Annotated in this window: 13 protein-coding genes; 1 reads left to right on the top strand and 12 read right to left on the bottom strand. The window is 68.1% G+C overall.

Annotated elements, in window-relative coordinates:
• Window positions 1–48: 48 nt before the first annotated feature.
• The 8 genes from metE to DWV11_RS09580 all read right to left on the bottom strand — a co-directional run bounded on the left by metE (window position 49) and on the right by DWV11_RS09580 (window position 8,955).
• Window positions 49–2,382 carry a 5-methyltetrahydropteroyltriglutamate--homocysteine S-methyltransferase gene (metE, locus tag DWV11_RS09545; RefSeq protein WP_115788661.1) on the bottom strand — a complete coding sequence of 778 codons (2,334 nt, stop codon included), beginning with the start codon at window positions 2,380–2,382 and terminating at the stop codon, window positions 49–51.
• 105 nt (window positions 2,383–2,487) lie between these two features.
• Complete coding sequence (locus tag DWV11_RS09550) at window positions 2,488–3,456, bottom strand: methylenetetrahydrofolate reductase (RefSeq protein WP_115788662.1); 969 nt, start codon at window positions 3,454–3,456, stop codon at window positions 2,488–2,490.
• Window positions 3,457–3,809: 353 nt separating this feature from the next.
• Window positions 3,810–4,553 carry a hypothetical protein gene (locus DWV11_RS09555; RefSeq protein ID WP_245953532.1) on the bottom strand — a complete coding sequence of 248 codons (744 nt, stop codon included), beginning with the start codon at window positions 4,551–4,553 and terminating at the stop codon, window positions 3,810–3,812.
• Window positions 4,550–5,578: a vWA domain-containing protein gene (locus DWV11_RS09560; RefSeq protein ID WP_115788663.1), complete on the bottom strand. Its 1,029-nt coding sequence runs from the start codon at window positions 5,576–5,578 to the stop codon at window positions 4,550–4,552. Before DWV11_RS09560 ends, DWV11_RS09555 begins: the two co-directional genes overlap by 4 nt.
• The gene (locus DWV11_RS09565) at window positions 5,575–6,552 is read right to left on the bottom strand and encodes a vWA domain-containing protein (protein WP_115788664.1); all 978 of its coding nucleotides are present in this window, start codon (window positions 6,550–6,552) and stop codon (window positions 5,575–5,577) included. The genes DWV11_RS09560 and DWV11_RS09565 overlap by 4 nt, the downstream gene beginning before the upstream one ends.
• Window positions 6,543–7,001, bottom strand: a complete 459-nt coding sequence (locus DWV11_RS09570) for a hypothetical protein (protein ID WP_115788665.1) — start codon at window positions 6,999–7,001, stop codon at window positions 6,543–6,545. The genes DWV11_RS09565 and DWV11_RS09570 overlap by 10 nt, the downstream gene beginning before the upstream one ends.
• Window positions 6,991–7,938 (bottom strand): DUF58 domain-containing protein, encoded by a 948-nt coding sequence (locus DWV11_RS09575; RefSeq protein WP_115788666.1) that lies wholly within the window; start codon window positions 7,936–7,938, stop codon window positions 6,991–6,993. The genes DWV11_RS09570 and DWV11_RS09575 overlap by 11 nt, the downstream gene beginning before the upstream one ends.
• A gap of 9 nt (window positions 7,939–7,947) precedes the next feature.
• Window positions 7,948–8,955: an AAA family ATPase gene (locus DWV11_RS09580; RefSeq protein ID WP_115788667.1), complete on the bottom strand. Its 1,008-nt coding sequence runs from the start codon at window positions 8,953–8,955 to the stop codon at window positions 7,948–7,950.
• A 164-nt stretch (window positions 8,956–9,119) separates the two neighbouring features.
• Between DWV11_RS09580 and DWV11_RS09585 the strand changes: the two genes are divergently transcribed.
• Window positions 9,120–9,323 (top strand): hypothetical protein, encoded by a 204-nt coding sequence (locus tag DWV11_RS09585; protein WP_245953533.1) that lies wholly within the window; start codon window positions 9,120–9,122, stop codon window positions 9,321–9,323.
• A 20-nt stretch (window positions 9,324–9,343) separates the two neighbouring features.
• On the opposite strand, the gene DWV11_RS09590 is transcribed toward DWV11_RS09585, so the two are convergent.
• From DWV11_RS09590 to DWV11_RS09605, 4 genes are all read right to left on the bottom strand, one after another.
• Entirely contained in the window at window positions 9,344–10,168 is an 825-nt protein-coding gene (locus tag DWV11_RS09590; RefSeq protein WP_115788825.1) for a carbohydrate ABC transporter permease, read from the bottom strand.
• Between the two features lie 59 nt (window positions 10,169–10,227).
• The gene (locus DWV11_RS09595) at window positions 10,228–11,142 is read right to left on the bottom strand and encodes a carbohydrate ABC transporter permease (protein WP_245953534.1); all 915 of its coding nucleotides are present in this window, start codon (window positions 11,140–11,142) and stop codon (window positions 10,228–10,230) included.
• 3 nt (window positions 11,143–11,145) lie between these two features.
• Entirely contained in the window at window positions 11,146–12,474 is a 1,329-nt protein-coding gene (locus DWV11_RS09600) for an extracellular solute-binding protein (RefSeq protein ID WP_115788668.1), read from the bottom strand.
• A 213-nt stretch (window positions 12,475–12,687) separates the two neighbouring features.
• On the bottom strand, window positions 12,688–13,938 hold the full coding sequence (locus DWV11_RS09605; protein ID WP_245953535.1) for an ROK family transcriptional regulator: 1,251 nt from the start codon (window positions 13,936–13,938) through the stop codon (window positions 12,688–12,690).
• Window positions 13,939–13,967: the final 29 nt, after the last annotated feature.

A 13,967-nucleotide genomic window follows, 5' to 3' on the forward strand; every position in this document is an offset into this window, starting at 1 on the left:
CGCCCACCTTCCGGTGGGCGGCCGCCGCTTTGTTAGTGGAACCGCAGCCTACTTGGCGGCTTCCAGCAGTTCGGCACGGACAGCCTGGGTTGCCTTGACGAGGTTGCGCAGCGATTCTTCGGTCTCGGCGTAGCCGCGGGTCTTCAGGCCGCAGTCCGGGTTGACCCAGAGCTGGCGGGACGGCACGTGCTTGACGGCGGTGGAGAGCAGCTCGGTCACCTCGGCCTCGCCCGGAACACGCGGCGAGTGGATGTCGTAGACGCCCGGACCGACGCCGCGGCCGAAGCCGTGGGACTCGAGGTCGTGGACGACCTCCATGCGGGAACGTGCGGCTTCGATGGAGGTCACGTCGGCGTCCAGTCCGTCGATCGCGTCGATGATCACACCGAACTCGGAGTAGCAGAGGTGGGTGTGGATCTGGGTTGCGTCCCCGGCTCCGGCGGTGGCCAGGCGGAAGGAGTCCACGGACCACTTCAGGTAGTCGGCGTGGTCTGCCTTGCGCAGCGGCAGGAGCTCGCGGAGGGCGGGCTCGTCCACCTGGATGACCTTGATGCCGGCGGCTTCGAGGTCGGCGATCTCGTCGCGCAGGGCCAGGCCCACCTGGTTTGCGGTCTCAGCGAGGGGCTGGTCGTCGCGGACGAAGGACCAGGCCAGGATGGTGACCGGGCCGGTCAGCATGCCCTTCATCGGCTTCGCGGTGAGGGACTGGGCGTACTCGGCCCAGGCCACCGTGATGGGGGCCGAACGGGTCACGTCACCCCAGAGGATGGACGGACGGGTGCAGCGGGAGCCGTAGGACTGGACCCAGCCGTGCACCGTGACGTCGAAGCCTTCGAGGTTCTCGGCGAAGTACTGGACCATGTCGTTGCGCTCGGGCTCGCCGTGGACCAGGACGTCGTAGCCGAGATCTTCCTGCAGCTCGACGACGCGCTTGATCTCGTCCTTCATGAGCTGCTCGTACTGTTCGGCATTGAGTTCGCCCTTGATGTTGCGGGCGCGAGCCGAACGGATCTCGGACGTCTGCGGGAAGGAACCGATGGTGGTGGTGGGCAGCGGGGGAAGCTGCAGGGCCTCTTCCTGTGCCGCTTCGCGGACCGCGTAGTCGGAACGGTTGAAGTCGGCTGCGGTCAGTGCTGCGGTGCGGGCCCGGACGTCCTCGCGGCGGACGCCTTCGGCGACGGCACGGGAGGCGATGACGGCGGAGGCTTCGTCGATGGCCGCCTTGGCGGAGGCAGGATCGGCCAAGTATCCGGCGAGGGTCTTGACCTCAACGGCCTTCTGGTCGGCGAAGGCCAGCCAGCTGCGCAGCTCGGCGGACAGTTTGGTCTCTTCTTCGACGTCGTGCGGGACGTGCTGGGTGGACGTGGAGGTGCTCACGGCGAGCTTTCCGGCGACGGCTTTCAGTTCGTCCAGCTTCGCGGCCGATGCGGCGAGGTCGTTGCGCCAGATGTTGTGGCCGTCCACGACGCCGGCAACCAGGGTCTTGTTGCCGAGGCCGGCGAGGGCGGCCGCGGACGGAACCCCGCCCTTGAAGACGTCGATGTGCAGGGCGTCGATGGCGGTGCCGGCGATGGCGCCAAGCTGGCCGTCGAGGGAGCCGTACGGGGTGGAGACGAACAGCTGCGGGCGGGCAGCGGCGCCGGCCAGGACCTCGTAGGCGCGGGCAACGGCGGCCTCGATCTCGGCACCCGGGGTATCCTGGTCGACCACCAGGGCAGGCTCGTCGAGCTGGACCCAGCTGGCACCAGCAGCGGCGAGCTTTTCAAGCAGCTGCACGTAGACCGGCAGGACATCGTCGAGGCGGGACAGCGGAGCGAAGCCGGCCGGGGCGTCGTCGGAAGCCTTGGACAGCAGCAGGTAGGTGACCGGGCCGACGATGTATGGGCGGGTTTCGATGCCGTTGGCCAGCGCGAACTCGAATTCCTCGACGATGCGGTTGGAGGCGAGGGTGAACTCAGTCTCCGGACCGATCTCCGGAACAAGGTAGTGGTAGTTGGTGTCGAACCACTTGGTCATTTCCAGCGGCTGCTGTTCCTTGTTGCCGCGGGCCAGGGTGAAGTAGCCGTCGATGTCCAGCTGGCCCTCGGCGTTGAGGAGCTTGCCGAAGCGGGCCGGGACCGCACCCAAGTGGGCGGTGGCGTCCAGAACCTGGTCGTAGAAGGAGAAGGTACCCGGAACGGCGGCAGCTTCGTTGAGGCCCAGTTCCTGCAGGCGCTTGGCAGTAGTCAGCTGGATTTCCTTGGCGGCGGCATCCAGGGCGGCGGCGTCGATCTTGCCGGCCCAGTAGGCTTCAACGGCCTTCTTGAGCTCGCGGCGGCGGCCGATGCGCGGGTAGCCGAGCAGCGATGCCGACGGGAAGGGAGTGAGGTTGTTTTCGGGCATGGTTTTTCCTTTGCTAAGGGATCAAGAAATGTGAAGTGCCAAGAATGTAAAAGTGCATGGACCCGTGACGGGCCGGAAGATCTGCGGGCGGATGCCGGGCAGGGGTCAGCTGACCAGTTCCTGGCGGCGTGCGATCGCGTTGAGCCGGCTCGTGGGCCGTGCCGGCCGGGGCAGGGCCAGCTTGTCCAGCACGTCCAGCGCGCAGGTGTGCTCGTTGAAGGTGTACAGGTGGATTCCGGGGGCCCCGGCATCCAGCGCAGCATTGGCCAGGTCCACGGTGGCGCTCACGCCGATCCGACGTTGTTCGGCCTCGGTGTCCGCGGCGGCGAGCTTGTCGATCAATGCCGCAGCGGGCTCGACGCCTGCCAGCTCGCCGAGCCGCTTGAGGCGGCGCACGCTGGTCAGGGGCATGACGCCGGGAATGATCGGAATGGTGACGCCGGCGCGGCGGGCGCGGGACAGCAGGTCGGTGTACTGCTCGGGGTGGAAGAACACCTGGGTGATGGCGAAGTCGGCGCCGGAGCGCTGCTTTGCCAGCAGCACCTCGACGTCGTGGGCAACGCTTGGCGATTCCGGGTGCCGTGTGGGGTACGCAGCCACACCGACGGCGATCTTGCCGGCACAAAGCAGAGCCGAGCGGCGCTGTTCGACGCGGCGGATCAGTTCGATGAGGTCCTGGGCGTAGCGGAGGGAACCGTCCACGGGCTTGCCGCTGTCCTTGGGCAGGTCGCCGCGCAGGGCAAGGATGCCGCGCACACCGTGGTCGAGCAGGTCGCCGATGATGTCGGCCAGTTCTTCCGGGGTGTTGCCCACACAGGTCAGGTGGGCCAGAGGACGGAGCGTGGTTTCCAGCAGGAGCCGGTTGATGAGCTCAATCGCGGTGTCATGGTTCGAGCCGCTGGCGCCGTAGGTGACCGAAACGTAGTCCGGGTCGGTGGCTTCGAGTTCGCCGATGGTGGTCCAGAGCGATTCCGCAGCCGCCGGGGAACGGGGCGGGAACAGTTCGTACGACAGGGCGAGGGGTGCCGAGGTGGCGAGGTTGGGATGTGCGTCAATAAGGCTTGGTGGTGACATTTGCGTCCTTGGCCGTGAGTCAGCGGACCGCACCCGTACCTAAGGTTTGCCCTGGACAGGCTTCACCTTGAATTCGGCCGGAGATCCGTGAATTTAGTTTGGGGATACACGGGACGGGCTCCAGCAGGACGCAGCCGCGACTGTTACGCCTGGAGTGAAGCCGACCGTGTGCAAATGTCAGGCCCACATGGGGGCACCCACACCCTCCTGAGGAGGATCGCTGACACGTTACCGCGGTAACTTGTGTACGACTCTATGACCGGAGCGGTGGGGCCACAAATCTTTGACCGAATTAAGACGCATTCTTACGCCCGCCTTGCCCCGGTTTCCAGAATATTGTTCGATGCCCGCCTTTACCAGGGCCGATCGACCGGAATGCCATCATCCGGGCTCCGCAAGTATTCGCCGCGCTGCCAGCTCTTCTGGCGGTCCTGCCGGGCCTGGCGTTCCGATTCCTCCAGCTGCTCGAGCTGCTGCCGGGCAGGTGGATTCTCCGGAGGGGCTTCCTCGCGCTCGGAACCGGCGTCCGCGGCTTGGCCGGCTTTCGTGTCGAGCCGCGCCCGCGCGTCGGACAAACGGCTACCCTCGCCCTGGGCGTTGCCTTCTCCCCCGGACTCAAAACACCCTGGAGGTGCCTGCTGGATGACGCCGAGCCCCTCCCGGTACAGGGTGCGTCCACCGGCATCGTCTCCGGCGTTCCAGCGGCCGTCGCCGAGCTTCTCAATACTGAGCACCAGGTTCACGCGGATCCTGCATCCGTCGCGTCCCGGTGCGCTGCGGAGAGCTGCCTCGAAGGAGGTCCGGGCCGCCGCGAAATCGCCATGGAGCACCTGGGCGTCTCCCCTGGCGAAGTCCGCCTTGTGGGGTTCAATGACGTTGACGGCCCCGAGCCAGTCCGCGGCTGCTGCGAGGGCGGGGGCGTCTTCGCCGGTGAAGGCGTCTTCGGCTGCCGTCCCCAGCGGCGTCACGGAGAGCAGCTTGGCGGCTGCGGCAAGCACGACGACGGCGGGCAGCGCCGCCCAGGCCGGCCGTGGCACCCGGCGCTGGGGGCGCCGCCCGGCGTCGGGCCTGGCGCGGGACTTTTCGACGGAGCTCACGCCGGACCGTACCTGTGGCCTGCCCGGGAGCGTCCGCTGCTGAGCCGCCTGAGCTCGACAGCGTGCCGTACCGGCTCCGGCAGGGCGGCCGCGAAGGCCAGGAGCGCGAAGATCCAATAGAGCTCGGTGCGGCCTTCGCCGTCTTTTTCCACGGCGCCAAGGGTGCCCGGCCGGGCCTTAACCAGAGCCGTGTCGATGGGGTCCCCGGAGTCGCGGTGCACGTAGGGGACGCCAAGGCCGTCGGCAATCCTGCGGAGTTGCCCCTCGTCGATCCGTGAGAGCGCGTCCTGCCGGCCGCCGACGGCGTTCTCCTGCAGGTAGGCGCCGTCTCCAGCGACGTCCTTCATCCGTCCACCCCGGCTGCTGCCGAACCCAAGCACTGCTCCCCCGGACACGAGCCCCGGATCGATGCCCAGGTCCGCGGCCGCGGGCTTCGGGCTGGTGTTCTCACCGTCGCCGAGATAGAACACGACGGCGGGCCGGCCGGGATGCTGCTCCGTGGCGGCGGTGAGCCGTTCCCCGAGCAGCGGGCCGGCGGCGGTGACGCTGCTGCCCCGGGCGTACACGGCCGCCTGCGGCTGCAGGATGTCCACCGCGGCGGCCAAGGCGTCGGCGTCCTGCGTGAGCGGCATGCGCACCCCGGCGGCGCCGTCGAAGGCGATGAGCGCAAATTTCGCGCCGGCGAGTTCGCGGGCGATGGCAGTGACGTCGTTGCGGACACCGTCCATCCGTGGCGCGGCATTGCCGTAGTCTTCGGCGGCCATGCTGGTGCTGCTGTCCACCACGAAGAAGACGTCAAGGCGCGCCGTGGCAGGACGCGGGTCCCCGCCGGGCCAGCCGGGCCGGAGGCCCGCCGCCAGGAGAAGCAGCAGTGCCGCCGACCTCAGCACGACCGGAAACTTCTTCCGGGGCAGCCGTACGGTCCGGGTCAGCAGCACGGCGGCGGAGACGACGACGGCGAGCGCAGCGGCGGCGATGATCCACCATGGCAGCACGGGCGCGAAAGTGAGAGGCCCGGGATTCACCGTTCGAGCCTCCAGCCGGCTAACAGGAGCACGGCGCCGGAGAGCAATGCGGCCAGGAGCGGCAACTCCGGCCGGTCCGCAACCACGAGTTGCGCCGCGCCCTGGTGCGCGGCCGCCTCGCCTTCCTGGACCTTCTGCACGATGCCGGGAACGGCGGCCGGGTTGTCCAGTGCGAAGTAGCTGCCGCCACTGGACTCGGCGACTGCCCTGAGGCGGGCGCCGGGCTGGTTCCTGTCGCCCCCGTAGTCGAGGTCTCCGGGGTTGAGGGCGTGGATCCGGATTCCTTTGGGCGTGGCGAGCTGCGCCGCCTGTTCCAGGGTGAAGAACGGAGCCCCGGAAACGTAGTTGTCCGTGGCAAGGATGACGCTGCGGGAACGGTTTGCATCCTGGCCCGTGCCGGGGAAACTGCGGAGGCAGCTGGCGAGCCCGTCGCCGACCAGGGAGGAGCCGTTGCCTCCCCAGGTGCCGCTGAAGAAGTCGTCCCCGCCGTCGTCGAAGGCTTTGCGTGCGGCGGCGAGTTCTCCGGCGACGTAGTCGTAGTCGTCGCTCAGGGGAAAAAGCTGCACGGCGCGGCTGTCGAACATGACCATGGCGATACGCTCGCCGTCGAACTCCTTGGCGAGCCTTTCGAACACTCCGGTGAGGGCGGCGTCAGTGCCGGCCATGGAGCCGGAGACATCCAGGCAGAGGATGATGTCGCGGTTCCGCAGTTCGGGCTGCGTCGTGCTCCGTTCGGCCGGGCGGGCGGCGGCGAGCGCCGTGGCCGTCAGGAGCAGGAAGCCGGCGACGACGGCGGTTGTGAGCCAGCGGCGGCGGCAGCGCAGGGCGCGCCGGTATTGGGGAAGCGCGGTGAGCCGCCCGCTGTGGGCAACGGGCCGCACATCCCTGCCGCGGGAGCGCCTTGCCGCCCGGGCCAGGGCGAGTGTCAGGGTGGCCGCTGCAAGCGGCAGGATCCACCAGTAGTTCAGCTCCATGTGCGCACCACCCGGCGCGCACGTTCGGCGGAGTGTTCGACGGCGGCCGGGCTGGCGGCAGCGAACGCGGCGGGGTACATCCCGGCGACCCCTTCGGCGACCGGGCCGAGTCCGTGGGCGTGGAGCTCCTGCAGGGTCATATGCGTGGTCCGGATTCCGCGGGCCTCCCCTGCGAAGCCCCGGAGCAGCAGGCTGAGCCGCTGGTGCGCCTCCCGTTGCGGGAGGCGGCCGGAGCCGGCATCGGCGACGACGGCGTCGATGGCCGCCAGGTAGCGTGCCCGCAGGCGCGGGAGGTCCGCCACCGGCGCAGGCACGGCTGTGCGGGCTGTCCGGGCGGGACGGAAGGACCACGCAAGGCCTGCGGCGAAGAGCACGAGCAGCAGGAGGCCCAGCCACATCCAGTGCGCGCTGTATTGCAGGGGCACGTAGAAGCCGGTGTCATCCTGCATGCTGCCGCCCCTCGGGCGATGTGGTGCGTCCGGAGCTATGCGATGCACGGGTCCTGTGCGATGTGCGGGTCCTGTGGCGTTCCAGCAGGGCAAAGAGTTCCGGCAGGACCTCCGTGCTGCTGCCGGCCCTGCCTTCGGCGATTCCGAGCCGCCGGAAGAACTCTTGCCGGCGCTGTTCCCGCTCGGTCCGGGCCTGCAGGTAGTCGGCCCGGACTCTGGGGTCGGCGGCGATGGCTGACGGGATGCCAGAGCCGTCCGCCACTTCAAAGGCATCGGCGACCACGGGGCCGGCCAGTTCGGCGTCCCGGACGGTGAACCAGAGGACTTCGTGGCGGGCCTGGAGACGGCGGAGCAACATTTCCGTGGCGGCACCGGGCAGGAGCTCATCGGCGACCACCACCAGCAGCATCCGGCGCGTGAAGTTGCGCAGGACAAAGTCGAACTGCCGTGCGATACCGCTGGGGCCGCCGTCGAGCACGGCGCTGCGGTCCACTTCCTGCAGGAGCCGTTCGAGGTGGTCTTCGCCGCGGCGCGGCGGAACGGTCCGGGACACTTCGGCGTCGCCGTGCACAAGGCCCACCACGTCGCCGTGCCGGTGCGCAAGGTAGCCAAGGACACCGAGGGCCTGGACTGCGATGTCGCGTTTGCACTCCCCCGAGGCGGCGAGCGCGGCCATGTTCCGTCCCGTGTCGGCCACGAGCAGCACCGTTTGCCGCCGCACAGCGACGTAGCGCTTCACGAGCGGCGAGCCGTGCCGTGCGGTCGCCTTCCAGTCGATGTCCCGCACTTCGTCCCCGGGGGTGTAGGGGCGCAGGTCATCGAAGTCCAGGCTCCGGCCCTTGAAGACGGAACCATATTCGCCGTCGAGCAGGGCGAGGGCCCTGCGGTGGGCGAAGATGAACATCTTCGACTGCACCTGCTGGAGGAGGCTCGCCATGGGGTGCCCTCAGGGAGCCTGGACCGAGGCGAGCACGGCGTCGATGACCGTCTCCACCCGGACGTTTTCCACGACGGCGTCAAAGCCCAGCACCACGCGGTGGCGCAGGATGCGGTGGGCCAGGTTCTTCACGTCCTCCGGAATCACGTGGTCCCGCCCGTTGAGCAGTGCCAGGGCCCGGGCCGCCTGGCTGAAGGCGATGCTGGCGCGCGGGCTGGCACCGAATTCCACCAGGGTGGCCAGGCCCGGGTCCAGGTACTGGGCAGCGTTGCGGGTCACGTAGGCGATCCCGACGATGTAGCGCACGATCGCCGGGTCGATGTAGATCCTGCGCACCAGCTCCTGTGCCTCGATCACGGCGTCGAGGGAGACAGCGGCGGGCAGCTTCTGCGCCGGGCTGTAGACACCGGCGTCGATCCTGCGGATGATTTCCGCTTCCTGGGCCGGGTCCGGGTAGTCGAGCACGTCCTTGAGCATGAAGCGGTCCATCTGGGCTTCGGGGAGGCGGTAGGTGCCTTCCTGCTCGATCGGGTTCTGGGTGGCCAGGACCAGGAAGGGGGACGGCAGGGGGTGGCTTTGCCCGCCGATGGAGGTCTGGCGTTCCTGCATGGCTTCGAGCATGGCGCTCTGGGTCTTGGCGCTGGAGCGGTTGATCTCGTCAAGGAGCACGACGTTGGCGTGCACGGGGCCGAGCTGGGTGATGAAGGTGCCCTTCGCAGCGTCGTAGATCTGAGTGCCGGCGATGTCGCTGGGGAGCAGGTCCGGGGTGCACTGGATGCGGCGGAAGTCGGCGCTCACGGATTCCGCGACGGCCTGCGCCGCAGTGGTCTTGGCCAGCCCGGGCACACTTTCGAGGAGGACGTGTCCGCCGGTCAGCAGGGCAATCAGGAGGGTTTCACGCAGCCGGCCCTGCCCCACCACTTTGGCCTCGAAGCGCCGTGAAACGGCGGCAAGCAACTGCTGGGCCCGGGCCATCTCGCTCGCCTCGATGCTGACTGTGGCGGTGTTCTGAAGCACCCTGTGGTCCCCTTCGCTGGATTGTGCCTCCGGCTTGACCTCCTCCGGCCCGGTCCTCCAAGACCGGACGGTCAGGAAACCGGCCTTAACAGCCAATCCGTTCGCGCCGGATGCGGCAATGGGGAGCCCTCCCCATGCGGGGGCCGCAGGACTATCCTTTAGCCATGATTGAGCTCCCAGACAGTTACAAGACGTACCTCGACGGCCAGAGCGAGCGGGTGGTCCTGGCCATCCGACCGGTCCTGATGCAATCGGCCGCGGACAAGCTCCACGGCGTCCGGATCTCCTACAACCCCGGACCGACAGGTCACCAGGCCCACCTCGACGAGAGCCTCCCGTACGGGACGATCGTGGAGGACATCGACTGAGCCGACAGCCTGCGCCGCGCTCAGCCCTTCATGGCGCCGGACATCGCGAAGGCCCGCCCTGAGCCGCGGGACACGATCGTGTACAGCAGCAGGACCGGCAGCGAATAGAGGATCGAGAACGCGGCCAGCTCACCGTAGGCGATGGCGCCATGCTGGCCGAAAAAGCTGAAGATGGACACGGCCGCCGGCTGCTTGGACGGCGACAGCAGCAGGATGAACGGGACGAAGAAGTTCCCCCAGGCCTGGATGAACACGAAGATGAACACCACCCCCAGGCCCTGGCGCATCAGCGGAAGCACCACGGTGCGCAGCGCCACCAGGCCGGAAGCGCCGTCCACCCAGGCCGCCTCCTCCACCTCGAGCGGCACGGAGTCCATGAAGTTCTTCGTCATCCAGATCGCCATGGGCAGCGTGGTGGTGGCCATGAAGAGGATGGTGGCCGGAACGGAATCCAGGAAGTTCAGCTGCACGAACAGGCCGTACACCGGAACCATGATGGCGGTGACCGGCAGCGAGGTGCCGAACAAGACCGAATACATGAAGGGTTTGGTGAAGCGCGAGGGGTGCCGGGACAGGGGGTACGCCGCGAGGACGGCCGCCAACAGGTTCACGACAGCCGTCCCGGCGGCGAGCAGGACGCTGTTGACCAGGGGCACGAAAAGCAGCCCGGGGGTCAGGACAGCCGCGAAGTTCGCCAACGACAGCTCCCGTGGAACCCGTGTGGCATGCCCCGCCCCGGCATCGAGGGACGCGAAGACCAACCACAGCAGCGGCAGCACGAAAGCCACCCCGACCACGGCGAGCGCGGCGTTGGCGGTCCAACGGATCCGGCGCCGTCCGCGCAGGGCGGAGGCCGCCGTCGTCGTTCCCGTCCTTGCGGACAATCCGGCACCCAGCGGCGGGCTCACTGTTTCGCTTCCCGGAGCAGGCGGACATAGAAGACGCCAAAGACCATGCCGACCACAATCAGCACCGACGCCACAGCCGTGCCGTAGCCGATGTCGCCGAACTTGAACGCCTCCTGGTAGGCGAGTACCGGCAGCGTGGTGCTCGCCCCGGCCGGGCCGCCGGCGGTCATGACCCAGATAAGGGTAAACACCGCGAGCGTCTGGAGCGTGATGAGCATGAGGTTGCCGGCGATGCTGTTGCGGATCATGGGCAGCGTGATGAAGAACAGCCGCTGCCGCCCGCCCGCACCGTCCATGAGTGCCGCTTCCATGATGTCCGCGGGCACGTCGGCGAGCGCGGCACGGTAGACCAGCATCGAAAACGCGGTCCCGCGCCAGATGTTTGCGAGCACGACGGCGGCCATGGGGAACGCGTACAGCCAGTCGGCCCCGTGCACCCCGGCCAGGCCGAGCAACTGGTTGAGCGTGCCGTCCCGGCTGAAATACGCATAGGCGGCGAAGGCGGCGACGATCTCCGGCAGCACCCAGGCCGCGACGACGGTGACCCCCACCGCGCGGGACAGGGCCCGGTTTCCACGGGACATCAGCAGCGCCAGGGCCAGGCCAAGGATGTTCTGTCCCGCGATGGCCGAGGCCCCCACGAAAACGACCGTCAGCCAGAGCGCGAGCGGAAACCCCGGCTCGCCGAACATCCGGGCGTAGTTGTCCAGTCCGATCCAGGCGGGTTCACGTGCCGCCTTGCCGCTCAGGGCAACATCCGTGAAGGAGGCGTAGAACGACCATGCCACCGGTGCCAGCAGGAACAGGGCGAGCAGGAGCACCGAAGGAAGGACCGGAAGCAGCCGCAGGCGGCGCCGGATCCCACCTGCGCGCCGCACCTTCAAGGAAGGCTGCCCCTCAGGGGAAAGCACGGATCACTTCTCGATGACCTTGTCCCCGCCGACGATCCTCTTCACGGCCGCGTCATAGGATGCGGCCGCCTCGGCCGGGTCCTGCTTGCCGGTGATCACCGCTTCCGTGGCTTCCTGCACCGCGCTCGAGATGCGGGGGTAGTCCGCCGTTGCCGGACGGAAGTGCGTGACACTTACCAGCGCGGAGACGTCCTTCACGAACGGGTTCGCAGCCTGGTAGCCCGGGTCCGCGGCCACATCGCTGCGGACAGCGATCTGGGAGTTGGCGACATCGAAGGAAAGGGCGTTCTTGCGGTTCAGGGCAGTGGAGAGGAACGTGAAGGCGAGGTCCGGGTTCTCCGTCTTCGCGCCGATGGCCAGGGTCCAGCCGCCGGACATGCTCACCCCGCCCGGCGCCCGCCCGTGCTGGGTGGGGAACATCGCCACGCCCATGTCCTTGGCGTAGCCGGGCCACTCATAGGCGCCGCCCTTCTGCCAGAACGAGGGCGTGTAGGAGCCCTCCACGGTGGCGCCCATCCTGCCCTTCGGCAGCCACTCGCCGAACACCCGCTTCCAGACGTTCGCGTCCAGTGCCTCGGCCGGCGTGACGGCGAGCTTCTCGTCGTAGAGGGTCTTCAGGAATTGCAGGGAATCGGTGAAGCCCTGGGAGCCCACCACCCACTTCTTTTCCTGCTCGTCGTAGAGCGTGCTGCCCGTGCCGTACAGGAGCTGGTAGAAGCCCTGCATCACGGTGCCTTCGCCCGTGGCTTTGCCGGCGTACATGTTGAAGGGCACCAGCGTGGGGTCGGCGGCCTTCATCTTCCGGGCTGCCTCGAGGATGTCGTCCCAGGTCCTGGGTTGCCACGGCACGGCGATGCCGGCCTTCTGCAGGACAGTCTTGTTGTACCAGATGGCCCGGGTGTCGGTGCCCAGCGGAACGGCGTAGATGCCGCCGTCGTCCGCCCGCCCTGCCGCCTTGGCAGCGTCGGTGAAGCTGCCCCACTCAGCCCAGGACGCGAGGTAGCTGTCCAGTTTCAGCAGGTAGCCGGCGTCGACGTCGGAGCGGACCTTGAAGGTGTCCTCGTAGAAGACGTCGGGTGCGGTTTCGGCCGAGCGCTGGGACAGGGCGAGCTTGGTCCCGTAGTCGTCGTCGTTGGCCTGGATCGGCTCCAGCTCGACGGTGACACCCTTGTTGGCGGCTTCGAATTCGGCCTTGGCCGCCTTGAGGACGTCGTCCAGGGCGGTGTAGGAATCGGTCTTCTGGTAGACCACCTTCAGGGTCTTCGTTTCCGGTCCCTGCGGTGCCGCCGGTGAACAGGCGGACAGGCCCAGCAGGGCGAAGGCCGCCAGCATGGCCGACCCCGCACGGAGTCCGGTTCGCTTGTCTTGGGTCTGCAGTGGCCGGGTCTTCCGGGCAGGGGTTCGATGATGCTGGGCTGGGGTGGTCACGGCGCTCCGATCGTCATGCGGCTGCAGCCCCCACACTCCAGTCGGCCCAGCCATGTCCGGTATTCACATATCCTTCAAACTTCCCGTGGCTCAAGAGCCGTCCGGCGGGTGCCGGTTTCAGCCCTCCAGCAGCAGCCGCTGCGCGCGGGGAGCCAACGTGTGTTCAAGGACGAGGCACGCGGCACCGATGGCTCCGACGTCTTCGCCCACGCCCGTTCCCACGACCTCGATCCCGTGAATACTGTTGGCCGCGCTGTTGGAGGCGAGCAGCGGCGGCACGCGGTCGAGGTAGCGGGATGCCAGGCGGCCCCAGAAGGGTCCGCCGAACACCACGCGCTCGACGTCCAGCGTGTTCGTCACGACGGCGACCGCCCGGGAAACCAGCACCGCGGACCTGTCGATGATCGCCAGCGCGCGCTCGTCCCCGGCGTCGGCGGCGTCGCACAGGCGGGCAAAGCTTTCTTGGACCTCCGGACCGTCGCTGCCCTGCCGGCCGCCCTCGATCACGCCCTGTTCCTCTGCCTCGGTCACCAGGACCTGGGGGATGGCCGAGGACTTCACGCAGCCATTGAGCCCGCAGTCGCACGCGGGTCCGCCCGGGTCTACGATGATGTGGCCGATTTCGCCGGCGTTGCCCGAGGTCCCCCGGACCACTTCGTCGTTCATCACGATCCCGCAGCCGATGCCGGTGCCCATGTACATGAAGATGAAGCTGCCGGTTCCGCTGGCACCGCCGGCCCAGGTCTCGGCGACAGCAGCGCTGGTGACATCCTTGTCCACCAAGGTCTCCAAGCCGGTGGCTTCGGCGAGCGCGTCGCGCAGGTGAACCCGGTGCCAGCCGTTGAGCAACGGAGGATCGACCACGGCCCCTTCGTCGAGGTCGATCGGGCCGGGCGCCGCGACACCGAGTCCGGCGATTTTGCCCGGGTCAACGGCGGATTCCTTGATGAGGGCCTTGATCTCATCGGCGATGGCGGCGATGACCACGGGCGGCGCACCGGCAGGGGTGGCGATCCGCGAATGCTTGACAACGTCGCCTACCAGGTCGAGCACCACGAAGGTGATGACGGCGGGGTCCAGGTGGACCCCCACGGCGTACATGCCCCTGGGGTTGAGGCGCAGGATGGTCCGCGGCTTTCCCGGTCCGCTGCCCTCCTTGCCGGCTTCGACAATCAGGTTCTGGTCCAGCAGGCGGCGGGAGATGTTCGAAATGGTCTGCGGTGAGAGGCCGACGATCTGCGCAAGCTCCACCCGGCTCAGCCCGCCCGTGGAACGCCTGATCGCATCCAGAATGACCGTGAGGTTGAAGTCACCCATGCGTGGCAGATTCGTTCCGCGCCTCGGGGTGGGCTGGCGGATCTCAGTCAAGGATTTCCCCTAAAATCATTCGGATGCGG

This window comes from Arthrobacter silvisoli (assembly GCF_003369445.1).
In the GTDB taxonomy this organism is placed as follows: domain Bacteria; phylum Actinomycetota; class Actinomycetes; order Actinomycetales; family Micrococcaceae; genus Arthrobacter; species Arthrobacter silvisoli.